Raw genomic sequence first — 26,898 nt, 5'->3', positions numbered from 1 at the left:
GGGGGCATGGAAGCGCTCCCAAGCAGATGCCCCGAATGGCAGTGGTCTATTCCTACGTCCCATCTGGCAGGTTGGCCAGCACCACGTCGAGCACCCGCACCGCGTCCGCCCGGCCGAGCGGGTTGTTGCCGTTGCCGCACTTCGGGGACTGCACGCAGGACGGGCACCCGGTCTCGCAGCCGCACTCGACGATCGCGTCCCGGGTGGCCCGCAGCCACGCCGCCGCCGTTCCGTACGCCCGCTCGGCGAAGCCCGCCCCACCCGGATGACCGTCGTAGACGAAGACCGTGGGGGCCTCGGTGTCCGGGTGCAGCGCGGTGGAGAGGCCGCCGATGTCCCACCGGTCGCAGGTCGCCACCAGCGGCAGCAGGCCGATCGCGGCGTGCTCGGCGGCGTGCAGCCCGCCCGGCACGTCGGCCGGCTCCACCCCGGCCCCGGCGAGTGCCTCCGGCGTGACGGTGAACCAGACCGCCACCGTCCGCAGTTCCCGGGCCGGCAGGTCCAGCGGCCGGGTGTCGATCACCTCGCCGGAGGAGAGCCGCCGCCGTTGGTACGAGACCACCTGGCTGGTCACGTCCACCTCGCCGAGGAACAGCCGGACCGGGCCGGCGTCGACCGACGACCGAACCGACACCACCGACAGCGAGGTGACGTCCCGGGCGTGGGTGGACCAGTCCGGCTCCTCGGCGTGCACCAGCGCGCAGCCGTCGGCCAGGTCCAGGTCGTCCACCACGTAGGAGACGCCCTGGTGCAGGTAGACCGCGCCGGGGTGGACCAGGAAGTGTGCCGAGCCGCCGTCGACCGTGCCGAGCAGCCGCCCGGTCGCCGACTCCACCACGCAGACCGGGGCGCCCCCCTCGCCGCGCAGGTCCACCTCCGGCCGTTCCCGGTGCCGCCAGTACCAGCCGGTCGGCCGCTGCCGCAGCGCCTGGGCCGCGACCAGCGCGTCCACCGCCTCCTTCGCCCCGTCGCCGAAGAGTTCCAGGTCGGCGGGGGTCAGTGGGGCCTCCGCCGCCGCGCAGGCCAACTGCGGGGCGAGTACGTACGGGTTGGCCGGGTCGAGCACCGTCGCCTCGACCGGCGCTCCGAACAGGGCCTCCGGGTGGTGCACCAGATAGGTGTCGAGCGGGTCGTCCCGGGCCACCAGCACGGCGAGCGCCTCGCCCCCGGACCGCCCCGCCCGCCCGGCCTGTTGCCAGAGCGAGGCCCGGGTGCCCGGGTAGCCGCAGATCAGCACGGCGTCCAGGCCGACCAGGTCGACCCCGAGTTCCAGCGCGTTGGTCGAGGCGAGCCCGAGCAGGTCACCGTCGAGCAGCGCCCGCTCCAGCTCCCGCCGCTCCTCGCGCAGGTAGCCGGCCCGGTACGCGGCCACCCGTGCGCCGAGCCCCGGCACCGCCTCGTCGAGGGCCCGCCGGGCGGTGCTTGCCACCACCTCGGCCCCCCGCCGGGACCGGACGAAGGCGAGGGTGCGTACCCCCTCGGCGACCGTGTCGGCGAGCAGGTCCGCCGTCTCGCGCAGGGCCGACCGGCGGGTCGGCGTCAGGTCCTGCGGCGGGTCGTCGGCGGTGGCGGGCAGCAGCGGCGGCTCCCAGAGCGCGAAGGTCACCCCACCGCGCGGCGAGGTGTCCTCGGTGACGGCGGTGACCGGCAGTCCGGTGAGCCGCCCGGCCGCCGCCGCCGGGTCGCCGGAGGTCGCCGAGGCCAGCACGAACGTCGGCGTCCGGCGGGCGCCGTCGGCCCCGGTGGCGGGGCGGCGTGGACCGGGTGCGGCGGAGGTGCGCAGCGCACCGGCGCACTGCCGTCGCAGCCGACGCAGCACGTGGGCGACGTGCGAGCCGAAGACGCCCCGGTAGGTGTGGCACTCGTCGACGATCACGTACGTCAGCCGGCGCAGGAAGCCGGACCAGTGCGCGTGCCCGGGGAGGATCCCGTGGTGCAGCATGTCCGGGTTGGTCAGCACGAACCGGGAGTGCCGGCGGATCCACTCCCGCTCGGCGCGCGGGGTGTCCCCGTCGTAGCAGGCCGGGCGGACCCCCTCCAGCTCCAGTCCGGCGACGGCACGGAACTGGTCGGCGGCGAGCGCCTTGGTCGGCGCGAGGTAGAGCACGGTGGCCCGGGGGTCGGCCAGCAGGGTGGCCAGTGCGGGGAGCTGGTACGCCAGCGACTTGCCGGACGCGGTGCCGGTGGCGACCACCACGTGCCGGCCGTCGTACGCCAGGTCCGCCGCCTCCGCCTGGTGCCGCCACGGCGCGACCACGCCGCGTCGCTCCAGCGCCGCGCGCAGCTCCGGCGGGACCCACTCCGGCCACGGCACCGGTACGCCGGGCCGGGGTGGCACCCGCTCGACGTGGGTGACCGGGTCGGCAGCGCTCCGGGCGCGCAGCCGGCGCAGCAGCTCGGCCGGGGAGCGCCCGGGTCCGGAGCCGGTCGACACGGTGGCTGCGGCGGTCACATCGTGCACTCTCGCACCGGAACCCGGAGTTCGACCACCCGGGCCGGGGTAAGGAGGTGCCTGCCACCGGTGACCTGCTCGGCGCGGCGGCGGAGATGGTTAGATGCCCAGGAGAGTTTGCGGCTCTTGCGAGGGAGGACCGATGGAGCTGTCGCTGGCGACGCACGGCGAGGGTGAGCACACGGTGCTCGAGGTCGGCGGTGAGGTCGACGTGTACACCGCCCCCCGCCTGCGCGAGCGGCTCATCGAGCTGATCGACGGTGGGGCCCGCCGGGTCGTGGTCGACCTGGGGCGGGTCGACTTCCTCGACTCCACCGGTCTCGGGGTGCTGGTCGGCGCGTTGAAGCGGCTCCGGTCGGTCGGTGGCAGTTTCGCCCTGGTCTGCGACAAGGAGCCGTTGCTCAAGATCTTCCGGATCACCGCGCTGGACCAGGTCTTCCCGCTGCACCCGACGGTCGCCGCGGCGATCGCCGCCGACCCGTCCGCCCCGGGCGCGTGATGGCGACGGTCCGGCTCTCCTTCTCGCCCGCGCCGGTCCACGTCCGTACCGCTCGCCTGGTGGGCGTGGCGGTCGCCCGACGGGCGGGGGTACGCGAGGACCTGCTGGACGAGGTACGCCTCGCGATCGGCGAGGCGTGCACCCGGGCCGTCGCCCTGCACCGGCAGTACGACATCCCCACCCCGGTGCTGGTGGAGATGTCGGACAGCGGGGCGTACGCGGTGCGGGTGGTCGACCGGGCCCCGATCGAGGCCGGCCTCGGGCTGGCCGCGCTCGACGCCGACCAGTTGGCCAACGAGTCGCTCACCGACGAGGCGCTCACCACCGGCGTCGGCTTCGCCCTGCTCGCCGGCTTCGTCGAGGACCTCCAGGTGCGGCCGGTCGACGAGGGCGTCGGCACCGAGGTCCGGATGGTCTGGCCCGTGGGTCGCTGACCGGGCCGGGCCCGAAGAACAGCACATCAACCGAGGTCGTGTCCCCCGCCGGGGGACACGACCTTCTTGTCGTGATCCCCGCCTATATCAGATTTCCTCACATATCACAGCGACGAAGATCATCCACACCAGGCGTACCCTCGATGTGACCTCTGACACTGGTTGCGGCTACAGTACGCGGGTTGTCAGCAAGTGTCCCGCCCATCACCAGCGGCTATAGGTGATCTTCGCTGTCCGCATTCCGGTGGTGGGCCGGCTCCGCTTGCGAGTCCGCATCCAGGCGTCCGGCTGGTACGTCCCACCGGCCGACGCGAGTGTTCGGTACAGGAGGACACAGATGTCCGGGATCTTGGCCGCCGACGGCGGCGAGCTCTCCCTCACCGGTGCCAACGTGTCGTACGTCGTCATCGCCGCGGTCATCGCGCTGGTGGCGCTCGTCTTCGCCGCCGCCTTGACCAAGGCGGTACTGGCAGCCGGTAAGGGCACCACCAACATGCAGGAGATCTCCGGGGCCGTCCAGGAGGGCGCCTCGGCCTATCTGCTTCGGCAGTTCAGGACACTCGCGGTGTTCGTGGTCGTCGCCGTCGTGCTGCTCTTCCTGCTGCCGGTGCACGACACCGACGGCAGCGAGACCATGGTGAAGATCGGCCGGTCGGCCTTCTTCGTCGTGGGCGCGGCGTTCAGCGCCTTCATCGGCGGGGCCGGGATGTGGCTTGCCACCCGGGCCAACCTGCGGGTCGCCGCCGCAGCCCGGGAACGGCAGGGCGGCCGCGAGGCGGCCATGAAGATCGCCTTCCGTACCGGTGGCGTGGTCGGCTTCCTCACCGTCGGCCTCGGCCTCTTCGGCGCGGCGCTGGTCGTCCTCGTCTACCGGGGCGACGCGCCGACCGTGCTGGAGGGCTTCGGCTTCGGTGCCGCGCTGCTGGCCATGTTCATGCGGGTCGGCGGCGGCATCTTCACCAAGGCCGCCGACGTCGGCGCGGACCTGGTCGGCAAGGTCGAGCAGGGCATCCCCGAGGACGACCCGCGCAACGCGGCCACCATCGCCGACAACGTGGGCGACAACGTCGGTGACTGCGCCGGCATGGCCGCCGACCTGTTCGAGTCGTACGCGGTCACCCTGGTCGCCGCGCTGATCCTCGGCCGGGCCGCGTTCGGCGAGGAAGGCCTGGTCTTCCCGCTGATCATCTCCACCATCGGCGTGCTCATCGCGATCATCGGGGTCTTCATCACCCGGCTGCGCCCCTCGGACCGCTCCGGTCTGACCGCGATCAACCGGGCCTTCTACCTCTCCGCGCTGATCTCCGCGGTGCTGGTGGCGATCGCCGCCTTCGCCTACCTCCCGGCGAGCTTCGCCGACCTGGAGGGTGGCCTCACCGACGCCGACCAGAACCCGCGCCTGGTCGCCATCGGCGCGGTGGTCATCGGTATCGTGCTGGCCGCCGCGATCCAGGCGCTGACCGGCTACTTCACCGAGACCGACAAGCGCCCGGTGCAGGACATCGGCAAGAGCTCGCAGACCGGTGCGGCCACCGTCATCCTCGCCGGCATCAGCGTCGGCCTGGAGTCGGCGGTCTACTCGGCGCTGCTCATCGGGGCCGGCGTGTTCGGCGCGTTCCTGCTCGGCGGCAGCTCGATCACCCTCTCGCTCTTCGCGGTGGCGCTGGCCGGCACCGGCCTGCTCACCACCGTCGGCGTGATCGTGGCCATGGACACCTTCGGCCCGATCTCCGACAACGCTCAGGGCGTGGCCGAGATGTCCGGCGACATCGACGAGCACGGCGCCCAGATCCTCACCGAGCTGGACGCGGTCGGCAACACCACCAAGGCGATCACCAAGGGCATCGCGATCGCCACCGCGGTGCTCGCGGCGACCGCGCTGTTCGGCTCGTACACCGACACGCTGAGCACCGCGTACGCGGACGCCGGGGTGGGCGACGTCGGCACGGAGATCCTCAACTCGCTGAACGTCGCCAACCCGCGCAACCTGGTCGGTCTGATCATCGGCGCGGCGGTGGTCTTCCTCTTCTCCGGCCTGGCCATCAACGCGGTGTCCCGCTCGGCCGGCGCAGTGGTGATGGAGGTCCGCCGGCAGTTCCGTGAGCTGCCCGGGATCATGGACCGCACCCAGCGCCCGGAGTACGGCAAGGTCGTCGACATCTGCACCCGGGATGCGCAGCGCGAGCTGATCACCCCCGGCCTGCTCGCCATCCTCGCCCCGATCGCGGTCGGCTTCGGCCTCGGACCGGGCGCGCTCGCGTCGTACCTGGCCGGGGCGATCGGCGCCGGCACGCTGATGGCGGTCTTCCTGTCCAACTCCGGTGGTGCCTGGGACAACGCCAAGAAGATGGTCGAGGACGGCGCGTACGGCGGCAAGGGCTCCGAGGCGCACGCCGCGACCGTCATCGGCGACACCGTCGGTGACCCGTTCAAGGACACCGCCGGCCCGGCGATCAACCCGCTGATCAAGGTGATGAACCTGGTCTCGCTGCTGATCGCCCCGGCCGTGGTGGCCTGGAGCGTCGGCGACGAACGGAACACCCCGCTGCGGGTGGGCATCGCGGTCGTGGCGACCCTGGTCATCGTCGCGGCGGTGCTGTTCAGCAAGCGCAAGGGCGTGGCGATGTCCGACGCCGACGGCGGCTCGGGCGGAGCCGCCGCCGGCAGCCCGGACCAGCAGCCGGAGCCGGTCCGCGCCTGATTCCGACGCCCCACGGTCCCCGGTCGGCACACCGCCGGCCGGGGACCTTCGGGCGGGCCCGTCGGCGACCGGGCGACCGACGTCGATGGGTGGGTGGCGCATCACGACGAAGGCCGTACGCTGCAACGCATGCGTACGTGCCGGGCGGCAGCCGCCGGAAAACTCACGGTGGTCCTGGCCGCGATCGTCCTCGTGGCCGGCGCGTGCGGTGCCGGCCCGACGCCCCGGGTCTGGGCCGCGGCGGTCTGCGAGGCCCTCACCCCCTGGCGCGCGGAGATCGACAAACTCACCAGCAGCACCCAGCAGCAGATGACCGCGCAGACCACCCCCGCGCAGGCCCGGGAGAACCTGGTCCGGCTCTTCGCCGGAGCCGAGCAGGCCAGCGAGACCGCCCGCCGCAAGGTCGAGGCGGCCGGGGTGCCGGACACCGAGCACGGCGAGCAGGTCTCCGCCGGCTTCCTCGATTCGCTGGAGAAGGTCCGGGACGCCTACGGCCGGGCCCGGACCACCATCGCGGGGCTCGGCACCGGCCAGCCGACCACGTTCTACGACGGGGTGCGGGGCGCCGTGGACACCCTCGACAAGGAGTACGACGCGAGCGCGCTGGACACCAGCAAGCTCAACTCGGAAGAGCTCAAACAGGCCTTCGACGAGGTCCCGGAGTGTCGCTGACACCGCCCTCCGACGCGCCGGCCGGCACCGGGCCGGTCCGCCAGCTCTCCCTGTTCGGTACGGAGGCGGCCGACCCGTCCCTCGCCGACCTGGCCGGGTTGCTCGCCGGGCCGGCCGAGATCGTCCGGATGGGGGGCACCGCCCGACTGTCGGTCGTCGTGGATGTCGCCTGGCGGGTGCACGTGCTCGTCGCCGAGCTGACACGCCGGGGGTTGAACGCGAGCTGGGAGGCGGCCGGGGACCAGCACCGGATCCGTACCTCGTACACCAGCGCCCTGGCCCCGCTCGCGGCAGCCTGGCTCCCCGGCGGCCCGGTCCCCGACGGTCCACCCGCCGTCGGGGAGGACGCGCCGCGCAAGCGACCGCCCGTCACCTTCCACCTCAACGGCCGCCGGCTGCGGCTCTGGCTGGCCGCGGCGGGGGTCGCCGAGCCGTCCGGCTTCCGGTTGCACCTCGGCCCGGCCGACGAATCCGGCCGCGAACCGGTCGGGCGGGCGCTGGCCGCCGTCGGGCTCCCCGGGGTGTTCCTCGACGCCGGGGCGGACGGGTCGGTGTACCGGATCAGTGGCCGGCGACGCCTGGCCCGGCTGGCCGAGCTGGTCGGTGACCGTCCGGCGGCCGCACCGCCGACCGCATGGCCACCCGGCCCGACCTGACGTTGGTGACGGTGAGTAGTGGATCGCCCGCAGAAAGTGCGAACCGGACCGTTGCGGCGTCGTCCGCCGCACCGCCCGCCGCCCGCTGCGGGGACCACGGGGAGCCTTCCCCGGCCGTCCCCCGCATGCTCTGGCCTGCTGTCGGGTAGAGGACAGCGGGTGGTCGGACGGCCCCCCGCCGTGATCCCCCGGCGCGCCGGTCACCGGCCGACGTTCGACACAGTGGCCCGCCCGAGGGCGGATCCGCGGTGTACGGTGACGCCGTCCGGCACATTCGTCCGCATCGCGTCGGGGGAGACCGCGCTGTCGGGTGGCTTCGCCGCCCACGAAACCCCGAACGCGGGCGGCGCGTTACGTTGGACATCCGGACCGCCGGCGGCCCGGACGTACGGCGGTGCCGCCCGGGAGGCGGCCGGGCCACGAGCAGAAGTGAGGTCGCAGGAGACGTGCCGAGCAACGCCAGGACCACCCGTCTGGTCATCGTCGAGTCACCGGCGAAGGCCAAGACGATCTCGGGCTACCTCGGTCCGGGATACGTCGTGGAGGCCAGCTTCGGGCACGTCCGCGACCTGCCCCGCAACGCCGCCGACGTGCCGGCCAAGTACAAGGGCGAGCCCTGGGCCCGGCTCGGGGTGGACGTCGACAACGGCTTCCACGCCCTCTACGTGGTTTCCGCCGACCGCAAGCAGCAGATCACCAAGCTGACCCGGCTGGCCAAGGAGGTCGACGAGATCTTCCTCGCCACCGACGAGGACCGCGAGGGCGAGGCCATCGCCTGGCACCTGGTGGAGACGCTCAAGCCCAAGGTGCCGGTCAAGCGGATGGTCTTCCACGAGATCACCAAGCCGGCGATCCAGGCGGCGGTGGCCAACCCGCGCGAGATCGACCGCGCCCTGGTCGACGCCCAGGAGGCCCGGCGGATCCTCGACCGGCTCTACGGCTACGAGGTCTCCCCGGTGCTCTGGAAGAAGGTCATGCCGAAGCTCTCGGCGGGCCGCGTCCAGTCGGTGGCCACCCGGATCGTGGTCGAGCGGGAGCGGCAGCGGATGGCCTTCCGCACCGCCGAGTACTGGGACATCCTGGCCACCCTGGCGGTCGCCGGGCCTGGCGAGGGGCCGCGTACCTTCCCCGCCACCCTGATCGCGCTGAACGGCGACCGGATCGCCACCGGCAAGGACTTCGAGCCGACCACCGGCCGGGTCCGGCCCGGTGCGGGCGTGGTGCACCTGGACTCGGGCGGGGCGCGCGGACTCGCCGCCCGCCTGGAGGGGCGGCCGTTCACCGTCACCCGGGTCGAGGAGAAGCCCTACCGCCGTCGCCCGTACGCGCCGTTCATCACCTCCACGCTCCAGCAGGAGGCGGCCCGCAAGATGCGGTTCTCGTCGCAGCAGACGATGCGCACCGCGCAGCGGCTCTACGAGAACGGCTACATCACCTACATGCGTACCGACTCGGTGAACCTGTCCGAGACCGCCATCGCGGCGGCCCGCCGGCAGATCGTCGAGCTGTACGGCGAGCGCAGCGTGCCGCCGGAGCCGCGCCGCTACACCGGCAAGGTGAAGAACGCGCAGGAGGCGCACGAGGCGATCCGTCCCGCCGGGGACAACTTCCGCACCCCGGGCGACGTGCGCAACGAGCTGTCCACCGAGGAGTACCGCCTCTACGAGCTGATCTGGCGGCGCACCATCGCCTCGCAGATGACCGACGCGGTCGGCTCCAGTGTCTCGGTGCGGATCCGCGCGGTCTCCAGCGCACAGGAGGAGGCGGACTTCGGCGCCACCGGCAAGACCATCACCGACCCGGGCTTCCTGCGGGCGTACGTCGAGTCCAGCGACGACGAGAACGCCGAGGCCGAGGACGCCGAGCGTCGGCTGCCCAACCTGGTGAAGGACCAGCCGCTCACCGCCGACCAGCTGGTAGCCCAGGAGCACCACACCCAGCCGCCGTCGCGCTACACGGAGGCGTCGCTGGTCAAGGCCCTGGAGGAGCTGGGTATCGGTCGCCCGTCGACGTACGCGTCGATCATGCAGACCATCCAGGACCGGGGGTACGTCGTCAAGCGCGGCCAGGCGATGATCCCGTCCTTCCTGGCGTTCGCGGTGATCGGGCTGATGGAGCGGCACTACCCGCGCCTGATCGACTACGACTTCACCGCCAGCATGGAGAACGAGCTGGACGAGATCGCCGGTGGTGACCACGCGGCGGTCGACTTCCTCACCGCGTTCTACTTCGGCAGCGCCAACGGTGCCGGCGACCAGGACATCGCCCGCTCCGGTGGGCTGAAGAAGCTGGTCACCGAGAACCTCACCGAGATCGACGCGCGCAGCGTCAACTCCATCCCGCTCTTCACCGACGACGAGGGCCGCGAGGTGGTCGTCCGGGTCGGCAAGTACGGGCCGTACCTCCAGCGGACGGTGCCCGGCCAGGCCCCGGCGACGCAGGCCGAGGGCGAGGAGGGCGGCACCCCCGGCGACCGGGCCCCGATTCCGGAGGGGGTGGCTCCCGACGAGCTGACCCCGGAGAAGGTGCACGAACTGTTCCTCGGTGGCGGCGGTGAGCGCAAGCTCGGTGACGACCCGTCCACCGGCGAGCCGATCCTGCTGAAGTCCGGCCGGTTCGGACCGTACGTGGCCAGTGGCGAGCGGAAGTCGTCGCTGCTGCGGTCACAGTCGCCGGACACGCTCTCCTTCGACGAGGCGCTGAAGCTGCTCAGCCTGCCCCGGCGGATCGGGGTCGGCCCGGACGGCGTCGAGGTCTTCGCCAACAACGGCCGCTACGGGCCGTACGTCAAGCAGGGTGAGGAGTTCCGCTCGCTGGACTCCGAGGAGAAGATGTTCACGGTCACGCTGGACGAGGCGCTGGCCCTGCTCGCCGCACCGAAGGCCCGCCAGCGGCGGGCCGCCGCGCCGCCGCTGCGCGAGATGGGCGTCGACCCGCTGACCGAGAAGCCGCTGGTGATCAAGGACGGCCGGTTCGGTCCGTACGTCACCGACGGCGAGACCAACGCGTCGCTGCGGCGTGGGCAGACGCCGGAGGCGCTGACCATCGAGGAAGCCTCCGAGATGCTCGCCGAGAAGCGGGCGAAGGGGCCGGCGCCGAAGAAGACGGCGCGGAAGGCCACCGGGGCGAAGAAGGCTCCCGCGGCGAAGAAGACCACGGCGAAGAAGACCGGCGCCACGAAGGCCGGCGCCAGCAAGGTCAGCGCCGCGAAGACCGGCGCGACGAAGGCCACCGTCACGAAGTCCGCCGTCACGAAGTCCGCCCCGGCCAAGAAGGCCCCGGCGAAGAAGGCCACCCCGCGCAAGGCGGCCGCGGAGGCGGAGTAGCGCGGATCGTGGTGGCGGACGGCCCTTCCGGGGGTCCGTCGGCCACCACGATCAGGTCGATCAGGAGCCGAGGACGCGGGCGAGGTAGGGGTTGCCGAAGACGCGGGCGGGGTCGACGGTGTCCCGGAGAGCCTGGAAGTCCGCGAACCGGGGGTAGGCGGGGGCGAGCGACTCCGCGTCGCGGTAGTGCAGCTTGCCCCAGTGCGGACGCCCGCCGAGCCCCCGGGCCACCTCCTCGAACGCCCGGAAGTACGGCTCGTACGGCATGCCCACGTACTGGTGGACGGCGATGTAGGCGGACTCGCGTCCGTACCCGTGGGACAGCCAGATGTCGTCCGGCGCGGCGAACCGCACCTCGGCCGGGAAGAGCACCGGGAACGGCAGGCCGTCGACGATCCGGCGCAGCGCGTTCAACGCCTCGCCGAGGGCGGCGCGCGGCAGGGCGTACTCCATCTCCACGAACCGGACCCGGCGCGGGGTGCAGAAGATCCGGTCGGAGCGGCCGGTGTACCGCCGTTCGGTCAGGGCCCGGGCACTGACCGCGCTGATCGTCGGAACCAGGCGGGGCGACGCCCGACCCAGCCGGCAGGCCCGCTCGAAGACGGTGTTCGCCAGGAACTCGTCGTCCAGCCAGCCCCGCCACCCCGGCAGCGGCCGGTCGTCGACGGCCACCCGGTCGTTGGTCTTGACCTGCACCCGGTCGGTGTACGGAAACCAGTAGAACTCGACGTGGTCGTGCCGGTCGAGCAGTGCGGGCAGGTCGGCCAGCACGTCGGCGAGCCGCGCCGGGCGTTCGTGGGCGAGCAGCGTGAAGGCGTCCACGCAGCGCAGCGTCACCTCGGTCAGCACGCCGAGCGCGCCCAGCCCGACCCGGGCGGCGGCGAACAGGTCCGGCTGCTCGTCGGCGGAGCAGCGCAGCACCTCCCCGGTGCCGGTGACCAGGGTCAGCGCCTCGACGGTGGTGGCCAGACAACCGAGTCGCGCGCCGGTGCCGTGGGTGCCGGTGGAGATCGCCCCGGCGATGGTCTGGGCGTCGATGTCGCCCAGGTTGGGCATGGCCAGGCCGTGCCCGGCGAGCAGGTCGTTGAGCTTCCGCAGGGTGATCCCGGCGGGTACGGTGACCAGCCGGCGCTCCCGGTCCACCCGGACCGGCTCGGTGAGGTCGGCCAGCTCCAGCCGGTGTCCGTCGGTGACGGCGATGGAGGTGAAGGAGTGGCCGCTGCCCACCGGCCTGATCCGTACCCCCGCCTCGGCGGCGGCCCGTACCGCCTCGGCCACCTCACCGGTGTCGCGTGGTCGGGGCACCGCCCCGGCGATGCTGCGTTGGTTGCCCGCCCAGTTCGTCCAGGCGGTGCCGACCGTGACCGTCCGCGTCATGTGCGCCTCCGTGCGCCAGGGGAACCCATCAGAACGTCGTGCCTGGTAAACACCACATTGCCGGCCCGATCGTTAGTACCGGTAGCGTCACGCTTCGGTGACGTGCAGAAATGTTCATCCGTCGAAGGGGGGTGGCGTCGAGTGTCCACACCAGCCGCCACGACCGGGCCGTTGCGCCGGGTACCGGTGCAGGGGCGAAGTGTCGCGCGGGTCCAGCGGATGCTGGACGCCTGCGCCGAGCTCGTCGACGAGGTGGGGTACGAGGGTCTGACCACGACGCTCCTCGCCGAGCGGGCCGAGGTCGCGATCGGATCGGTCTACCAGTTCTTTCCGGACAAGCGGGCCATCGTGCAGGCGCTGACCCTGCGCACGATGGAGTCCTACCTCCAGCGGCTCGACGCGCGGTTCGCCTCGGACGACCTGACCGACTGGTGGGACGGCGTCGACGCGGCGATCGACGAGTACATCACGATGCACCGCACCGTTCCCGGTTTCCGTACCCTGCACTTCGGCGACGTGGTCGACCTGCACCTGCTCGACGAGCAACGGGACAACAACGGCGTGATCGCCGACCAGTTGGCCCGGGTGCTGACCGAGCGGTTCGGCCTGACCGACGGGCCCCGGCTCCGGTTCATCCTGGAGATCGCCGTCGAGGCGGCCGACGCGTTGATCAAGCTCGCGTTCCGCCGCCAGCCGGAGGGGGACGAGCGGGTGCTGGACGAGGCCAAGGCCTTGATCCGGGAGTACCTGCACCGCCAGGTCCAGGCCTCCGGCCGCGCCGTCGAGGCGGCCGACGCGGTGGGTGCCGGCGGTACCGGGGAGAGCGCGGACGGCGCCGCGCCGGCCGGTCCGTCGGCCGCCCCGGTGGCCGTCGACGCCGGCTGACGTCCGCCCGGTCACAGGAACGCGCATCCCTCGCCCCGGTAGGTGGGGACCGTCGTCACCACGGCGTCCCCGTCCACCAGGTGCAACTCGTTCACCCGTTCGCAGACCTCGCCGGCCTTGGCGTGGCGGAACCAGACCCGGTCACCCACCCGGAGCCGGTCGGCCGCCGCGCCGGTCAGCGGGGTCTGCACCTCACCCGCGCCCTCCGTGCCGACCAGTCGTAACCCGGCCGGCAGCCAGGGCCGGGGAAGCCGGCTGCGCTCGGCGGGGCCGGAGGCCACCCAGCCGCCACCGAGCACCGTGGCCACCCCGGCTGCGGGGCGGCGGACCACCGCGCAGGCGAAGAACGCCGCCGGGGTGGGGCGCCAGGCACGGTACGCGTCGAAGAGCGTCGGCCCGTACAGCCCGGATCCGGCGGTGACCTCGGTGACCGCCGGGTCGGCGCTGGTCGCGGCGATGCTGCCGGTGCCGCCGCCGTTGACGAACTCGAGGTCGGTGTGCGCCCGCACGGCGTCCACCGCCGCGCCCCGGCGGGCCAGCAGCTCCCGGTACGACCGGCGCTGCACCGCCCGGATCGCGGTGCCCCGCAGCGCCTGTCCCGGCGGGGCGTCGCCCAACCCGGCGATCTGCGCCTCGTACGCCATCACCCCGACCAGCCGGAAACCGCGCCGGCCGGTGACGGTGGCGGCGAACGCGCCGGCCGCCGCCGCGTCGTGCACCGGGGAACGGCGCACGCCGACGTGCACCCGCCCGCGCAGGGGTCGCCAGGAGGCGTCCAGGTCGAGGCAGACGCGCAGCTCGGGGCGCTGCCCGGGGGCGCGCACCGCGTCGACGAGGTCGAGTTGCGCCGGATCGTCCACCATCAGGGTCACCGCCGCGGCGAGGTCCGGGTCACCGGCCAGCTCGGCCAGGGCCGCCCGGTCGGCGGTCGGGTACGCCACCACCACGTCGTCGCTGACGTCGGCGCGGACCAGCCGGATCGCCTCGGGCAGGGTGAACGCGAGCACGCCGTGCCAGCCGGGCCGGTCGAGAACCCGGGTGAGCAGGTCGCGGCTGCGGACCGACTTGCTGGCGACCCGGACCGGTTTGCCGGCGGCCCGGCCGACCAACGCGGTGGCGTTGCTGTCGAAGGCGGCCAGGTCGACCACGGCGAACGGCGGGTCGAGGTGGGCGGTCGCCCGGTCCAGACGGTCGCGGAGCAGGTCGCGTTCGATGGCCACGTGAGCACGCTAACTGTGGGAACGGATAATGCGAAACACCCTCGCGTACAACCTGGTCTGTGGTGATGTGCGCAGAGGCCCTAGGCTCGCGAGCAGCAGGATGTCACTCGGCGGGATGACCGCCCACCGCGACTAGAGTGTGACACCGGGGAACGCCCAGGGATGGGCCGGCACTGGAGGTACGGCCATCGAAAGCCAGCAGAACGGCGAGTCGGCCGGCGTGTCGTCACCGAGCCAGGGCGACCGGACGGGCTACGCCGCCCTCCGCTCCGTACTGCGCATCCGACCGTTCCGCCGGTTGTGGATCGTGCTCAGCGCCGCGTCGTACGGGGACTGGCTCGGTCTCCTCGCCACCTCCATCTTCGCCGCCGACCAGGTCGAGGGGAGCACCGCCAAGGGTGCCGCGTTCGGCACCGTCATCGCGATCCGGCTGCTGCCCGCGCTGGTGCTCGGCCCGCTCGCCGGGGTCTTCGCCGACCGGTTCGACCGCCGCTGGACGATGGTCATCTGCGACGTGCTCCGCTTCCTGCTCTTCGCCTCCATCCCGTTGGTCGCGCTCCTCGGCGCCAGCGGCGGGGTGGTGGTCGGCTGGGCCACGGTGGCCACGTTCCTGATCGAGACGATCACGCTGATGTGGCTCCCGGCCAAGGAAGCGGCGGTGCCGAACCTCATCCCGCGCGCCCGGCTGGAGATGGCCAACCAGCTCAGCCTGATCAGCACCTACGGCCTCACCCCGGTCCTGGCCGCGCTGAGCATCGCCGGGCTGGACGCCAGCGTCCGGGCCGCCACCGGCGGCGAGGTGCCCGACTGGTCCGAGCCCGCACAGCTCGCGCTCTGGTTCAACGCCTTCTCCCGGCTGGCCACCGCGCTGGTGGTCGCCTTCGGCATCAAGGAGATCAGCCAGCGGAAGGAGGAACGGGAGGCCCGCGCCGAGCAGAGCATGCTGACCCAGTTCAAGGAGGGCTGGCAGTTCATCGGCCACACCCCCCTGGTGCGGGGGCTGGTGCTCGGCATCTTCGGCGCGTTCGCCGGCGGCGGCATCGTGATCGGCACCGCCCGGTTCTTCGCCAACTCGCTGGGCGCCGGTGACGCCGCCTTCTATCTCCTCTTCGGCGCGATCTTCATCGGTCTGGCGATCGGCATCGGCGGTGGCCCGATGATCGTCCGGGACCTGTCCCGCCGTCGCTGGTTCGGCATGAGCATCGTGCTGGCCAGCGCGTCCGTGCTGGCGCTCGCCTTCGCCATCCACCTCTCCATGGCGATGCTCGGGGCGATCCTGGTCGGCGCGGGCGCGGGCATGGCCTTCCTGGCCGGCACCACCCTGCTCGGCGGGGAGATCGCCGACGAGGTCCGGGGCCGGGTCTTCGCCGTGGTGCAGATCGGCACCCGGCTGGTGCTGATCTTCGCGATCGCGCTGAGCAGCCTCCTGGTCGGCGTCGGCGGGTCCCGGGAACTGCGCATCGCCGACCTCGGCATCTCGATCTCCTCCACCCGGCTGCTGCTGCTCGCCGCCGGGCTGGCCGGCATCTTCGCCGGGATCAGCGCCTTCCGGCAGATGGACGACAAGAAGGGCGTGCCGGTCCTCGCCGACCTGTGGGGCTCGATGCGGGGCCGTCCGCTCACCCCGGCCGAGCCCTTCGTCTCCGCCGGGCTCTTCGTGGTCTTCGAGGGCGGGGAGGGGTCCGGCAAGTCCACCCAGGTCACCCGGCTCGCCGAAACCCTCGGCGGGCAGGGGCGCGAGGTGGTGATCACCCGGGAGCCTGGGGCCACCCCGGTCGGGCAGCGGATCCGTACGCTGCTGCTCGGCGCGCCCGGCTCGGACACCCCGTCGCCGCGCGCCGAGGCGCTGCTCTACGCCGCCGACCGGGCGCACCACGTGGCCACCGTGGTCCGGCCCGCGCTGATCCGGGGCGCGGTGGTGGTCAGCGACCGGTACGTCGACTCCTCCCTGGCGTACCAGGGGGCCGGGCGGACGCTGCCGACCGACGAGGTTTCCTGGCTCTCCTCCTGGGCCACCGGAGGACTCAAGCCCGACCTGGTGGTGCTCCTCGACGTCGACCCGCGTACCGGCCTGGCCCGGGTCGCCGCCCGGGGCGGGGAGACCGACCACGTCGAGGCGGAGTCGCTCGCCTTCCACGAGCGGGTCCGGTACGCCTTCCTCGACCTCGCCGCCGCCGACCCGAAGCGCTACCTGGTGCTCGACGCGTCCCGCCCGCAGGAGGAGATCGCCGCCCAGGTGGCCCGCCGGATCGAGGAGATGCTGGACGACCCGGCGGCGATCGTGCACCCGGCTCCGGCGAAGCAGCCGGACACCTCGACGCAACCGGAGTTATCCGACGCGGAGCTGGTGACGATGGAGCAACGCCGCTGATGCCGGAGGTCTTCGCCGAGCTGGTCGGCCAGGACGAGGCGGTCGACACGCTGCGCCGGGCCGTCGGCGCGGCCGCCGCCGTGCTGCGTGCCCCCGTCAGCCACCCCACCGGCCCCGGCCGCACCGCCGTCGCCGAGGCGACCGGCCCGGACGGCGGCGGGACGGGCCCGGACCCGGGTGCGGGGATGACCCACGCCTGGATCTTCACCGGCCCGCCCGGCTCGGGGCGGTCGGTGGCCGCCCGCGCCTTCGCCGCCGCCCTCCAGTGTGTGCACGGCACCGGCTGTGGCAGCTGCGCCGGCTGCCACACCACCATGACCGGTACGCACGCCGACGTCCGGCTGGTCGTGCCCGACGGGCTCTCCATCGGCGTGAACGAGATGCGGGCCCTGGTGCTGCGGGCGGCGAGCACCCCGTCCGGCGGGCGGTGGCAGGTCGTGATCATCTCCGACGCCGACCGGCTCACCGAGGCGGCCGGCAACGCGCTGCTCAAGGCGATCGAGGAACCACCCCCACGAACCGTCTTCCTGCTCTGCGCCCCGTCCACCCACCCGGACGACATCTCGGTGACCATCCGGTCGCGCTGCCGGGTCGTACCGCTGCGGCAGCCGTCGGCGGGCGCGGTGGCCGAGGTGCTGGTCCGCCGGGACGGGATCGCCCCCGACGTGGCCGAGTGGGCGGCGTCGGCCGCCCAGGGCCACGTGGGTCGGGCCCGCCGGCTGGCCGGGGACCCGGAGGCCCGCACCCGGCGGGACACGGTGCTGGCCGTGCCCCGCCGGCTGACCGGGGTGGGGGCCGCCTTCGACGCCGCCTCCGCGCTGATCGAGGCCGCCGAGGCGGAGGCGGCGGCGACCGTCGCCGAGACCGACACCGCCGAGAGGGCCGCGTTGCAGACCGCGCTCGGCGCGGGCGGCACCGGCCGGGGGGCCGCCGGCGCGATGCGCGGCGCCGCCGGGCAGCTCAAGGACCTGGAGAAGCGGCAGAAGTCCCGGGCCACCCGGGCGCAGCGGGACGCGCTGGACCGGGCCCTGGTCGACCTGGCCGGGTTCTACCGGGACGCCCTGGTCGCCGCGCTGCGGGCGCCGGTCGCGCCGGTGCACACCGACACCGTGGCGATGGCCCGTGCCGGGGCCGAGAAGTGGGACGCCGAGGGGGCCCTGCGGCGGCTGGAGGCGGTGCTGGAGTGCCGCACCGCGATCGAGGCCAACGTCAAGCCGAAGATCGCCGTGGAGGCGATGATGCTCGCCCTCTGGAAGGGCTGAGCCCCACCCGGTACCACCCGACCGGTACTTCCCCTGCTCCCCGGGCCATCGACAGTGTCGATTGATTGCGGTACGGTCCCTGTGCCGTGGTGACGGCGACGGCACCCTCAGTGACACCGCTTGCGGGAGGAGTCCGCCCATGCCGCGGGGGGAGATCGACGAAGCCTGGATCGAGGAGGCAGTCCGGCGGTACCGCCGGATCGAGTCCCTCCAGGCCGAGTTCGACGCGGCGGTGGCAGGCGTCCAGGTCACCGTCCGGTCCCCCGACGGGCTGGTCGAGGTGGTGGTCACCGCCGCCGGCACGATCACCGACGTCCGCTTCCTCGGCCCGCTGCACAACCGCCACCCCCGGGACGTCGCCCACTCGGTGCAGGCGGCGGTCACCGCGGCGGCCGACGCCGCGCAGTGGGCCCGGGAGAAGCTGCACAACGAGACGTTCGCCGCGTACCGACCGCTGGCGGGGGCGTGAGATGGACGAACTGCGCGTACTCGCCGCCCGGCTCGACGAGGCGGGCGGCGACCTACAGGCCCTGGCCCGCGCGGCGACCGCCACCGACCCACCACACCCCGCCTTCGGCGTCCACCTTCCCGGGCGGCCCGGCGAGATCGGTCGGGCACTGCACCGGCGGTGGCTCGAGGCGACCGATGACCGGGCCCGGGAGGCGACCATCGCTGCCGCACGGCTGGCCGCCGCCGCGTCGGCCGTGCGGGGTGCCGCCGACCGGTACGCAGAGGTCGACGACACCGCCCGACGGCGGATGGGCCGGGAGACGTGATGGACGCCCTGGACCGTCTCGCCGAGCCAGGGCTGGACCTGCTCGATCGGGTCGACACGCTGCTCGCCGTCGGGGCACCGGACGGGCACCGCCTCTGGCCGCTGCTGCGCCGAATGCAGGTGTTGCCCGGTGAGGCCGTGCGCGGCTTCCTCGACCTGCACCCGGAGCCGTTGGCCAGGGCCGGCCGCGCGGTGCGCGGGCTCATCCCGACCTGCGACGCCGTCTGCGGGACCCTGAGCGATCCGGTCATCTGGTCCGGACCGACCGCCTCGGCGTACGACCAGGCGAGGTCGGCGCTGCTGCGGCACCTCGACGAGGGGCCGGAGAGTCTGGTCGGCCGGCTGGAGTCGACGGCCGGGTACGCCGACGCGCTGGCCGACTGGGTGGAGGGCAGCCGCCGGGCGTTGGCCCGAGCCCTGGCCGATGTGCTCGGCTCCGTCGAGGCGGTCCGGGTGCGTGCCGCCACCGTGCCCGGAGCGGAGCCCGGGAGCGCGGCACTGCTTGCCGCAGCCGACATCGCCCACCGGGTGCTGGCGGTGTTGGGGGTGGCGTACGACGGTGCGGAGACGCTGCTGCGCCAGTGGTCGCCGAGCCTGGCCGAGTCGATCTGGCGGGGACCGGTGGTCGGCCCCGCCCCCTACGACCGGGTCGTCCGGGTCGGTTACTGATCGGCCTTCTTGCCTCGGTGTCACCGAGTGTGTCAGTCAATCGGTCGATTTGCCCAGGGTGGACTCAGATGTGTGGAAAAGGACCCACGCATATGGAAATTGCTAGATATATTCGAGCTTCCCGACAGGACAGGAAGGGAAGCCTGTGAAGATCGTCAAGAGTCTGCTCGCGCTCGTGGCCACGGCGGGGCTGGTCGTCGCCGCACCCGGTGCCGCCTCGGCGGCCCCCGACGAGGCGCCGCCGCGTACCGGCGCCGTCGCCTCGGTCGCCCCCCAGCAGGTCGGCGTCAACCACACGACGAGCTGCCCGACGGGCTGGGTCGTCTCCGACGCGAACAACCTGCCGGTCCGCACGAGCCCGAGCACCACCGCGTCGCTCATCGAGTGGGGGCAGAGCGGGTGGCTGTACGAGTGCTACCCGAACACGTACTACCTGGGTGACCGGTACACCGCCTGTGGCGTGACCAACGCCAACGGGTGGATCGCGGTCTGGGTGCCGGGGACCGGCTGGGGCTTCACCTACATGACCTGCCTGGACGACTACTAGGCCGGTTCATACCGTGGGCCCCGGCGCGCCGCGCCGGGGCCCACCCCCGTCCGGGCCGGGACGACGACCTCGTCGGAGTCGATCGACGACTGCGGGGGGTGACCGGGTGGCGACGCCGGGGTGGGTGAAGGCGGTGGATTGGCCGTAGGGTGAGGGCATGGGGATGCTCTGCGCGGTCAGCTTCAACCGGTACGGCCGCCTCTACTACCTCGACCCGGGCGAGTTCCGCCCGCAGGTGGGCGACCGCGTGCTGGTCCCCACCGAGGACGGCCCCGAGGTGGCCGAGTGCGTCTGGGCACCCCAGTGGGTCAGCGAGGACACCGACGGTTTCCCCAAGCTCGCCGGCCTCGCCGTCGAGGAGGACCTGCACCGCGACGAGCTGCTGCGCAAGCGCAAGGCCGAGGCGAAGGTCGCCTCGAAGCGGCTGATCCGCGAGCACGGGCTGCCGATGAAGGTCGTCGCCGTGGACCACGTCCTCGGTGCCGAGGTCGGCGGCAGCGGCCGGACCACGATCTACTTCACCGCGCCGCACCGGGTGGACTTCCGCGCCCTGGTCCGGGACCTCGGGGCGACCCTGCACTGCCGGGTCGAACTGCGCCAGCTCTCCGCCCGCGACTCGGCCCGGGTGCAGGGCGGGATCGGCTCCTGCGGCCGGGACCTGTGCTGCGCCACCTTCCTCAACGACTTCGAGCCGGTCACCATTCGGATGGCCAAGGACCAGGACCTGCCGCTCAATCCGCTGCGCATCTCCGGGGCGTGCGGCCGGCTGATGTGCTGCCTCAAATACGAACATCCGTTGTACCAGCGCTTCCAGGAATCCGCCCCGGCCGTCGGCACCCGGGTGTCGACTCCGGAGGGCGACGGCAAGGTGGTCGGCCACAGCGTCCCGAAGGACTCGGTGACCGTCCGGCTGGACGCCGACGGCTCCCGCTGTTCCTGTTCCCGGGCGAGCGTCTGCGCCCCCCGCCAGGCCCACGACCAGCACTACACCTCGTGAGCCTTCGTGAGCCTTCGTGCGGCGGAGGGCACCGGCGGGGTCAGGGCCGCAGGGTCACCGGCGGTTCGGCCAGGCGGGGAGCCAGCGGAGCCTGCGGGGTGAGCCAGGAGGCGGTCGGGGACTGGTCCGGGTTGACCTGCCAGCCCCGGGACACCCGGTCGACGGCGATCGGGTAGATCGTCAGGGTGCCGTCCGGATCGATCCGCAGACGCAGGAACGACTTGGCGTCCTCGATGCCCTGGCCGGCGAAGAGTTCGTTCACGTTCACCCCGAAGCTCCCGGCGACCAGCAGGTACAGGGCAGTGAGCTCGCTCGCCACGAATCCGATCACCGGCCCGTAGACCACCGCTGCCGCGACCACCGGCATCGGCCACGGCCAGTCGTGGAACGGTAGTTCCAGCCAGAGCCACGTGCCCCCGGCGGCCAGCGCCACGTGAGCCAGCCCGTGCGTGACGCCGAGGATCCAGTGCCGGGAGTGGCGCTTGCCGCTCGCGCTGGGCGGCTTGGCGAAGAAGCCCGCGCCGAGGACCGTCACCAGCAGCATCGCCATCAGCGGCACGCTGAACAGCCGCTGCTCGACGCTGTCCGCCCGGTTCGCCGCCACCCCGGCCATCGCCAGCATCAGCAGGGTGTGCAGGGTGCCGAGCAGCGCGGTGAAGCCGGGGTTGCGGAACGGCAGCCGGCGGAAGATGCCCCAGCCGTACCGCCGGGAGCGCGTCGCGTCGGGGTAGCGACCCGCCAGTTCGTACGGCTCGGAGCGGCTGGCCCGCCGGGCGAGCGTGTCGCGCGGCGGCACCTCGATCTGCTCCGGGAGCTTGTGCGTCGGGTAGAGGTACGCCCCACCGCCGCCGCAGGTGACCAGGTGCCGGTCCGGTCCCGCGTACCGGGCGTAGTGGTGCAGGTCCCCGGTGACCACCAGCCGTACCGTCGCCCCGGTCGGCGCGACGACCGTGCGGATGAAGTAGTCGAGTGAGTCGTACGCGGTGGGGGTGTCGACGGCCCGTACCCAGGTCGGGGCCGGCACCGCCAGGATCACCCGCGACTGCGGGCCGAGCCGCGCGGCGGCCGTCTCGAAGTAGGTGAGCTGCGGATCGTCCAGGTACGACCCGGACTGGTCGTCGAGCCCGAACAGCCACCAGTCGGCGGGCAGCTCGACGGCGAAGTAGGAGCGGGACTGCGCGGTGCGCCAGCCGCCGAAGTACTGGTCCCGGGAGCGGACGAAGAGCCGCAGGAACGCGGTCAGGCCGTCGTACCAGTCGTGGTTGCCGGGCACCGCGAACAGCGTCGGCCCGCCCGGCGTGGCCAGCGGCAACGCCGCCTGGTACGGCCCCTTGCAGCGGTCCTCGTACGCCTCGTACCCGGCCGACGGGTAGACCTGGTCGCCCCCCATCACCAGGACCTGCGCGCGGGGCAGCCGGTGCCCGTCGACGTCCAGCTCGGGCTGGGCGATCAGGTACGCCACCGAGTACGTGGCGTCGAACCCGTCGCCCAGGTCGGCGACGTAGTCCAGCCAGAGCCCACCGTCCGGCCCGACCTGGCGGAACACCCCGTCCGAGAAGGCGTTCTGCAACTCCCGCTTGTCCAGGTACGCCCCGAAGAACATCGCGAGCAGCGTACGGATGCCGGTGCTGATCAGCAGGAACGGCGCGAGCCACGGCACCGCCTTGCGGGGGGTGAAGCCCAGCTCCCGGGGCTCCGTGCTGCGCGGGCGGCGGGGGTGACCCCCGTCGGCGCTGGTCGCCTCCGGCGGGGTGGTGGGCGAGGGGCGGTCGTCACTCACGCCGCGGAGCGTATCCGGCCCGGATGGGTAACGCTGTCTGGTGCTGGACGGTCCGACCGTAGTTGTCCGGTTCACCGCCGGGTGAGGTGCGGCTGCCCGGCCCCGGAGGGGACGGCGTCGGAGGGATCCCGGGGGACCGGGGCGGGGTGCGTGCCGTACACTTGACGATCGTTGCCGCCTTAGCTCAGTCGGCTAGAGCGACGCACTCGTAATGCGTAGGTCGACGGTTCGATTCCGTCAGGCGGCTCGGCAACCGAAAGGCCCTGGTCAGTACATCTGACCAGGGCCTTCGTCGTATCCGCCGCCCTCTGCCGCGGATCATCCGCATCGGGCCAGATGGATATGAGGACAATCCTGAGGACAGTGCCGACGGAGCAGGACACCGAGCCGGTGCGTCACGCCGCCTCGCTGCTCGGCGTCGAGACCACCGAGTCGCGCTCCTTCGGTGGGGGCGCGGCTTCGGGGGTCGCCCCACGACGCAACGCCTGCCGAGGCCCTCGTCAAGAATCCCGTCGAGATCCAGGCCACCCAGTTACTGAGCAGTTCCACCGGCCGGGATCTGCGTCCCACCATCCAAGTCCAACGACCGCGTCTTCTTCTCCACCGGATCCGTGTATGCGAACCCCGTCACCGGCTCACATTCCTGAACAGCAGTGGCAGGTCGTGAACGCATCCGCACAGGATGCCCACCACGCCTGAGCCAATCCAGCCGAACAACTGTCGGCAACCGGACCGCAGTGAAGCGTGAATCCGGCCCGGCCTGTCGGCGGCACTTCGACCGGGCCGCCCCACCGCCCTCGGGTGTGGCCGGCGGCTGGCGGGTGACCTCGCTGACCCGGTCAGCGTGCCGGCAGTCCTTGAAGTGCAGCCGCAGCAGCGGGCCGAAACCAGTGGCGGACCGGGGGCGGGTGGCCAGCTCACCCTCGGCGTACCTTGGAACTCTTCGATCGATGCGGACGCGGTCGTTGAAGGAACAGTCGTCATCTGCGGGCCGCTGAGATCCCGGCGATCGCGGGGAATCTCGCACACGCTGTGGCGGCTCGACGCAGAGCAACGGTCGATGTCACGAGGGTGGGATCCTCGGTGGCGGAATCCGCCTGGTGCGGGTACTGTCCCGGTCGAGTCGACCGCATCCTGAGGGATGCCAGGGAACTCCGGTGAGATTCCGGGACTGGCGCGCAGCGGTACGGGCGACGGCGGCACGATTTCGCCACTGGAGACTACTTCTCTGGGAAGGCCGTGCCGCCGGTTGACCCCAAGTCCGAAGACCTGTCGGCTCACATGCTCGTCGGTGGACTCTCGCGATCAGAGTCTCCAGACTTGAGAGGCCGCATCATGCCCCGGCGTAGGCTGCCGTTCTGGCCGCTGTTATTCGTGCTGGCCGTCGCGTCGGTCCTGAGCGTGATCGCCTCGCTGGCCTTCGGTTCCGAGCGAATCCCGCTCACCGAGGTCGTCGCGGCGGTCACCGACCGTTTCTCCGGCGAGCCGGCCGGCCGTTGGGACGTCATCATCTGGGAACTGCGCCTGCCCCGCGCGCTGCTGGCGCTGGTCGTGGGCGCGGGCCTGGCGATCGCCGGGGCCGGCATGCAGACCCTGGTACGCAACTCACTGGCCGACCCCTACCTGTTGGGTATCAGCTCGGGCGCCTCGGTGGGCGCCACCGCGGCCCTCACCACCGGCGCGCTTGCCGGGCTGGGCCTCTACGCAGTCTCGACCGGGGCGCTGCTGGGGGCGGTCGGATCCGCGCTGCTGATCTGGCTGATCGCCACCGCGCAGGGCGGACTGACCCCGATCCGGCTGGTGCTCTCCGGTGTCGTCCTTTCCTCCGGGTTCTCAGCGATTGCCTCGCTGCTGGTCTTTCTCAGCGACGATGAGCGCGCGGCGAACTCGGTGATGTTCTGGATGCTGGGTAGCGTCGGCGGAGCCACCTGGGAAAAGCTCGTGATACCCGCCGCGTTCGTCGTCGTCCTCGCGGCCGGCTTGCTGGTGGTGCATCGCTGGCTCGACGCGCTGGCAGCCGGGCCGGAGACGGCCGCAGCTCTCGGGATCAACGTGGCCGCGTTGCGTACGGCGCTGTTCGTGATCCTGTCCGTGGTCGTCGGTGTGCTGGTGGCGGTCAGCGGGGGAGTGGGGTTCGTCGGGCTGATCGTTCCGCACGCGGCCCGGCTGGTGGTGGGCGCCCGGCACCGGGTCGTCCTGCCGGTCGCGGCGGTGGCGGGTGCGGTGTTCCTCGTCTGGGTCGACGTGCTGGCCCGGGTGGTGGTGCGACCGCAGGAGATTCCCCTGGGCGTGGTGACAGGCGTGCTCGGGGCGCCCCTGTTCCTGCTGCTCATGGGCCGAGGTTCGTACCGGTTCGGTGGTGACCGATGACCCCCGCCCTGCGCCTGCACGACGTCTCCGCCCGGATGGGCGGTCGTACCGTGCTGCGTGGAGTCGACCTCGACGTCGCCGACGGCAGCCGGCTCGGCATCGTCGGGGTCAACGGCGCCGGGAAGACGACGCTGCTGCGGGTGCTGGCCGGAGTGCTGCACCCCAGCTCCGGAACCGCGCTGATCGCCGACGGGCGGGGCGGACTGATCGATCTGCGGCGGCTCCGGAGCCGGGAACGCGCCCGGCAGCTCGCCTACGTGCCTCAGGAGGACGTGACGACCTCCGAGCTGCGGGTCGGGGAGATGGTCGCCCTCGGCCGGGTGCCGCAGACCCGTCCCTGGGCCCGCGGTGGCCGCGCCGAGCGCGATCTCGTGCTCGGCGCCCTCGACGCCGTCGGACTGGCCGGCCGGATCGACACCGTCGCCGACCAGCTATCCGGCGGCGAGCGGCGCCGGGCCGTCCTGGCCCGCGGCCTGGCCCAGCAGTGCCCGACGGTGCTGCTCGACGAGCCGACCAACCACCTCGACGTCGCCTGGCAGCTCGACCTCCTGGAGGTCTTCGCCACACGCGCCCGAACCCTGGTGGCCACCGTGCACGACCTCGATCTCGCCCTGCGCTTCTTCGACCGGCTGGCCCTCGTCGGCTGGCGCGCGGGCAGCGACCGGACGTCGGAGCCAGCGTGCATCGTCGCCGTCGGCCCGCCCGCCGAGGTGCTCGGCGCTCACCACGTCGAGACGCACTTCGGCGTCGGCTCCGTTCAGGTGCCCCACCCCGACCTCCCGCAGCACCATCTGCTCATCCACCCCCGGAAGGACACCTCACCGGCATGACCGTCTTCCCACCCGGCCGTACCCGTGTCCCCGCTCTTGTGCTCGGCCTGTTCACCCTCACCGCGTGCACCTCCGGCGATGCCGGATCGAGCGCGGCCACCGGTGCCATCACCGTCCAGAACTGCGGGCAGGACGTGAGCGTCGACAAGCCCGTCACCCGGCTGTACGCGTACGACGGCGGCATCATCTCGATCGTGCTGTCCGTCGGCGCACGCGACCAACTGATCGCCGTCACCGGGATGGACCAGGACCGGGACGTGCTCAAGCTCGCCTATCCCGAAGCCCGGGTCGATCAGATGAAGGAGGTCGGGGACGAGCACCCCACCCTGGAGAACGTCCTGGCGGTCAACCCGGAGATGATGTTCGCCGGCTACGGATACGGGTTCAGCGAGTCCCGCAACCTGATGCCTGAGGACCTGACGACCCACGGCATCAAGACCTACCTGCTCAGCGAGACCTGCAAGCAGGACAACGGCGCTCGCGGCACGATGGACGCGTGGACCGCGCTCACCACCGACCTGCGCAACGTCGGCACGCTGACCGGCCACCGCGAGACCGCGGACACCGTCGTCGCCGACATCGAGAAGCGGCGGACGGCGCTGGCCGCCGCACCCAGGGGCGGGAAGCCGACCGCGTTCCTCTTCGACTCCGGGACCGACGCCATCTTCACCTCCGGTTCGTACGGCGGCCCGCAGGCCATCTTCGACGCCGCAGGGGTCACCAACGCCACCGCTGACGTGCAGGACACCTGGACCGAGGTGGGCTGGGAGCGGCTCGCCGCATCGAACCCCGACGTCATCTTCTTCGTCGACTACCCGGGCCAGTCGTACCAGCAGAAGGTCGACACCTTGAGGGCCAACCCAGCATCCCGCAACCTCAAGGCGGTCAAGGAAGGGCGGTTCGTCAACCTGCCGTACGCCATGTGGGTCTCGGGCCCCCTCAACATCGACGCGGCCGAGTGGGTACGCGAAGCGATGGAGCATTTCGGCGTCGTCCCGAAGTCATCGGTCTCGCCGACGCTCGACATCCGGCAGCTCAGCAAACTGCCCGGCAACGACTGGCTCAAATGACCGCC

Annotated in this window: 21 protein-coding genes, 1 tRNA gene and 1 riboswitch; of the genes, 18 read left to right on the top strand and 4 right to left on the bottom strand. The window is 72.5% G+C overall.

Translation table 11 applies throughout. From position 1 onward, the window contains the following. Positions 1–52: 52 nt before the first annotated feature. The gene (locus AB0F58_RS03605; RefSeq protein ID WP_357137346.1) at positions 53–2,452 is read right to left on the bottom strand and encodes a DEAD/DEAH box helicase; all 2,400 of its coding nucleotides are present in this window, start codon (positions 2,450–2,452) and stop codon (positions 53–55) included. Between the two features lie 142 nt (positions 2,453–2,594). Between AB0F58_RS03605 and AB0F58_RS03600 the strand changes: the two genes are divergently transcribed. The 6 genes from AB0F58_RS03600 (at position 2,595) to topA (ending at position 10,740) form a co-directional block, all read left to right on the top strand. Beyond that, complete coding sequence (locus AB0F58_RS03600) at positions 2,595–2,951, top strand: STAS domain-containing protein (RefSeq protein WP_357137343.1); 357 nt, start codon at positions 2,595–2,597, stop codon at positions 2,949–2,951. Further along, entirely contained in the window at positions 2,951–3,385 is a 435-nt protein-coding gene (locus tag AB0F58_RS03595; protein ID WP_357138666.1) for an ATP-binding protein, read from the top strand. Before AB0F58_RS03600 ends, AB0F58_RS03595 begins: the two co-directional genes overlap by 1 nt. Positions 3,386–3,722: 337 nt before the next feature. Continuing rightward, entirely contained in the window at positions 3,723–6,086 is a 2,364-nt protein-coding gene (locus AB0F58_RS03590; protein ID WP_357137341.1) for a sodium-translocating pyrophosphatase, read from the top strand. Between the two features lie 129 nt (positions 6,087–6,215). Beyond that, entirely contained in the window at positions 6,216–6,758 is a 543-nt protein-coding gene (locus AB0F58_RS03585; RefSeq protein WP_357137338.1) for a hypothetical protein, read from the top strand. Beyond that, complete coding sequence (locus AB0F58_RS03580; RefSeq protein WP_357137336.1) at positions 6,749–7,414, top strand: hypothetical protein; 666 nt, start codon at positions 6,749–6,751, stop codon at positions 7,412–7,414. The genes AB0F58_RS03585 and AB0F58_RS03580 overlap by 10 nt, the downstream gene beginning before the upstream one ends. Before the next feature lie 446 nt (positions 7,415–7,860). Then, positions 7,861–10,740 carry a type I DNA topoisomerase gene (gene topA, locus AB0F58_RS03575; protein WP_357137334.1) on the top strand — a complete coding sequence of 960 codons (2,880 nt, stop codon included), beginning with the start codon at positions 7,861–7,863 and terminating at the stop codon, positions 10,738–10,740. Between the two features lie 60 nt (positions 10,741–10,800). On the opposite strand, the gene AB0F58_RS03570 is transcribed toward topA, so the two are convergent. Then, the gene (locus tag AB0F58_RS03570) at positions 10,801–12,117 is read right to left on the bottom strand and encodes a D-arabinono-1,4-lactone oxidase (RefSeq protein ID WP_357137331.1); all 1,317 of its coding nucleotides are present in this window, start codon (positions 12,115–12,117) and stop codon (positions 10,801–10,803) included. Positions 12,118–12,336: 219 nt separating this feature from the next. Here AB0F58_RS03570 and AB0F58_RS03565 point away from each other — a divergent pair, with 219 nt between their 5' ends. Continuing rightward, a complete protein-coding gene (locus AB0F58_RS03565; RefSeq protein WP_357138664.1) occupies positions 12,337–13,002 on the top strand; it encodes a TetR family transcriptional regulator in 666 nt (221 codons plus the stop codon). An 11-nt stretch (positions 13,003–13,013) separates the two neighbouring features. Here the strand turns inward: AB0F58_RS03565 and AB0F58_RS03560 are convergent, their stop codons facing one another. Continuing rightward, complete coding sequence (locus AB0F58_RS03560) at positions 13,014–14,222, bottom strand: amino acid deaminase/aldolase (RefSeq protein WP_357137328.1); 1,209 nt, start codon at positions 14,220–14,222, stop codon at positions 13,014–13,016. Positions 14,223–14,529: 307 nt separating this feature from the next. On the opposite strand from AB0F58_RS03560, the gene tmk reads away from it, so the two are divergent. The 7 genes from tmk to ricT all read left to right on the top strand — a co-directional run bounded on the left by tmk (position 14,530) and on the right by ricT (position 20,843). Beyond that, the gene (tmk, locus tag AB0F58_RS03555) at positions 14,530–16,593 is read left to right on the top strand and encodes a dTMP kinase (RefSeq protein WP_357138661.1); all 2,064 of its coding nucleotides are present in this window, start codon (positions 14,530–14,532) and stop codon (positions 16,591–16,593) included. After that, positions 16,593–17,855, top strand: a complete 1,263-nt coding sequence (locus tag AB0F58_RS03550; protein WP_357137326.1) for a DNA polymerase III subunit delta' — start codon at positions 16,593–16,595, stop codon at positions 17,853–17,855. Before tmk ends, AB0F58_RS03550 begins: the two co-directional genes overlap by 1 nt. Positions 17,856–17,994: 139 nt before the next feature. Then, a complete protein-coding gene (locus AB0F58_RS03545; RefSeq protein WP_357137323.1) occupies positions 17,995–18,324 on the top strand; it encodes a YbaB/EbfC family nucleoid-associated protein in 330 nt (109 codons plus the stop codon). 1 nt (position 18,325) lies between these two features. Next, complete coding sequence (locus tag AB0F58_RS03540) at positions 18,326–18,631, top strand: hypothetical protein (RefSeq protein WP_357137321.1); 306 nt, start codon at positions 18,326–18,328, stop codon at positions 18,629–18,631. Then, the gene (locus AB0F58_RS03535) at positions 18,631–19,299 is read left to right on the top strand and encodes a hypothetical protein (RefSeq protein ID WP_357137318.1); all 669 of its coding nucleotides are present in this window, start codon (positions 18,631–18,633) and stop codon (positions 19,297–19,299) included. The genes AB0F58_RS03540 and AB0F58_RS03535 overlap by 1 nt, the downstream gene beginning before the upstream one ends. Positions 19,300–19,444: 145 nt before the next feature. Continuing rightward, complete coding sequence (locus AB0F58_RS03530) at positions 19,445–19,846, top strand: hypothetical protein (protein WP_357137315.1); 402 nt, start codon at positions 19,445–19,447, stop codon at positions 19,844–19,846. Positions 19,847–20,003: 157 nt separating this feature from the next. Beyond that, complete coding sequence (ricT, locus tag AB0F58_RS03525; RefSeq protein WP_357137312.1) at positions 20,004–20,843, top strand: regulatory iron-sulfur-containing complex subunit RicT; 840 nt, start codon at positions 20,004–20,006, stop codon at positions 20,841–20,843. A gap of 40 nt (positions 20,844–20,883) precedes the next feature. Here the strand turns inward: ricT and AB0F58_RS03520 are convergent, their stop codons facing one another. After that, positions 20,884–22,623 (bottom strand): metallophosphoesterase, encoded by a 1,740-nt coding sequence (locus tag AB0F58_RS03520; protein ID WP_357137310.1) that lies wholly within the window; start codon positions 22,621–22,623, stop codon positions 20,884–20,886. Positions 22,624–22,796: 173 nt separating this feature from the next. Here AB0F58_RS03520 and AB0F58_RS03515 point away from each other — a divergent pair. From AB0F58_RS03515 to AB0F58_RS03500, 4 genes are all read left to right on the top strand, one after another. Continuing rightward, positions 22,797–22,870 (top strand) — tRNA-Thr (locus AB0F58_RS03515). 860 nt (positions 22,871–23,730) lie between these two features. Next, positions 23,731–23,915, top strand: a riboswitch (cobalamin riboswitch). Positions 23,916–23,958: 43 nt separating this feature from the next. Next, positions 23,959–24,993: an iron ABC transporter permease gene (locus tag AB0F58_RS03510; RefSeq protein ID WP_357138659.1), complete on the top strand. Its 1,035-nt coding sequence runs from the start codon at positions 23,959–23,961 to the stop codon at positions 24,991–24,993. After that, positions 24,990–25,823, top strand: a complete 834-nt coding sequence (locus tag AB0F58_RS03505) for an ABC transporter ATP-binding protein (RefSeq protein WP_357137308.1) — start codon at positions 24,990–24,992, stop codon at positions 25,821–25,823. Before AB0F58_RS03510 ends, AB0F58_RS03505 begins: the two co-directional genes overlap by 4 nt. After that, on the top strand, positions 25,820–26,893 hold the full coding sequence (locus AB0F58_RS03500) for an ABC transporter substrate-binding protein (RefSeq protein WP_357137305.1): 1,074 nt from the start codon (positions 25,820–25,822) through the stop codon (positions 26,891–26,893). The genes AB0F58_RS03505 and AB0F58_RS03500 overlap by 4 nt, the downstream gene beginning before the upstream one ends. Positions 26,894–26,898 lie beyond the last annotated feature (5 nt).

The sequence above is a fragment of the Micromonospora sp. NPDC023956 genome (assembly GCF_040639195.1).
In the GTDB taxonomy this organism is placed as follows: domain Bacteria; phylum Actinomycetota; class Actinomycetes; order Mycobacteriales; family Micromonosporaceae; genus Micromonospora.
Note: the sequence above shows the minus strand (reverse complement) of the source record. Positions and strands in the feature narration are given on the sequence as shown.

What these genes read in the sequence shown, in the direction of transcription:
- AB0F58_RS03535 (WP_357137318.1), top strand. Translation starts at nt 18,631, where the DNA reads ATGGACGCCCTGGACCGTCTCGCCGAGCCAGGGCTGGACCTGCTCGAT.
- AB0F58_RS03570 (WP_357137331.1), bottom strand. Translation starts at nt 12,117, where the DNA reads ATGACGCGGACGGTCACGGTCGGCACCGCCTGGACGAACTGGGCGGGC.
- AB0F58_RS03510 (WP_357138659.1), top strand. Translation starts at nt 23,959, where the DNA reads ATGCCCCGGCGTAGGCTGCCGTTCTGGCCGCTGTTATTCGTGCTGGCC.
- AB0F58_RS03600 (WP_357137343.1), top strand. Translation starts at nt 2,595, where the DNA reads ATGGAGCTGTCGCTGGCGACGCACGGCGAGGGTGAGCACACGGTGCTC.
- AB0F58_RS03550 (WP_357137326.1), top strand. Translation starts at nt 16,593, where the DNA reads ATGCCGGAGGTCTTCGCCGAGCTGGTCGGCCAGGACGAGGCGGTCGAC.
- AB0F58_RS03585 (WP_357137338.1), top strand. Translation starts at nt 6,216, where the DNA reads ATGCGTACGTGCCGGGCGGCAGCCGCCGGAAAACTCACGGTGGTCCTG.
- ricT (WP_357137312.1), top strand. Translation starts at nt 20,004, where the DNA reads ATGGGGATGCTCTGCGCGGTCAGCTTCAACCGGTACGGCCGCCTCTAC.
- AB0F58_RS03540 (WP_357137321.1), top strand. Translation starts at nt 18,326, where the DNA reads ATGGACGAACTGCGCGTACTCGCCGCCCGGCTCGACGAGGCGGGCGGC.
- AB0F58_RS03505 (WP_357137308.1), top strand. Translation starts at nt 24,990, where the DNA reads ATGACCCCCGCCCTGCGCCTGCACGACGTCTCCGCCCGGATGGGCGGT.
- AB0F58_RS03565 (WP_357138664.1), top strand. Translation starts at nt 12,337, where the DNA reads ATGCTGGACGCCTGCGCCGAGCTCGTCGACGAGGTGGGGTACGAGGGT.
- AB0F58_RS03595 (WP_357138666.1), top strand. Translation starts at nt 2,951, where the DNA reads ATGGCGACGGTCCGGCTCTCCTTCTCGCCCGCGCCGGTCCACGTCCGT.
- AB0F58_RS03545 (WP_357137323.1), top strand. Translation starts at nt 17,995, where the DNA reads ATGCCGCGGGGGGAGATCGACGAAGCCTGGATCGAGGAGGCAGTCCGG.
- AB0F58_RS03590 (WP_357137341.1), top strand. Translation starts at nt 3,723, where the DNA reads ATGTCCGGGATCTTGGCCGCCGACGGCGGCGAGCTCTCCCTCACCGGT.
- AB0F58_RS03500 (WP_357137305.1), top strand. Translation starts at nt 25,820, where the DNA reads ATGACCGTCTTCCCACCCGGCCGTACCCGTGTCCCCGCTCTTGTGCTC.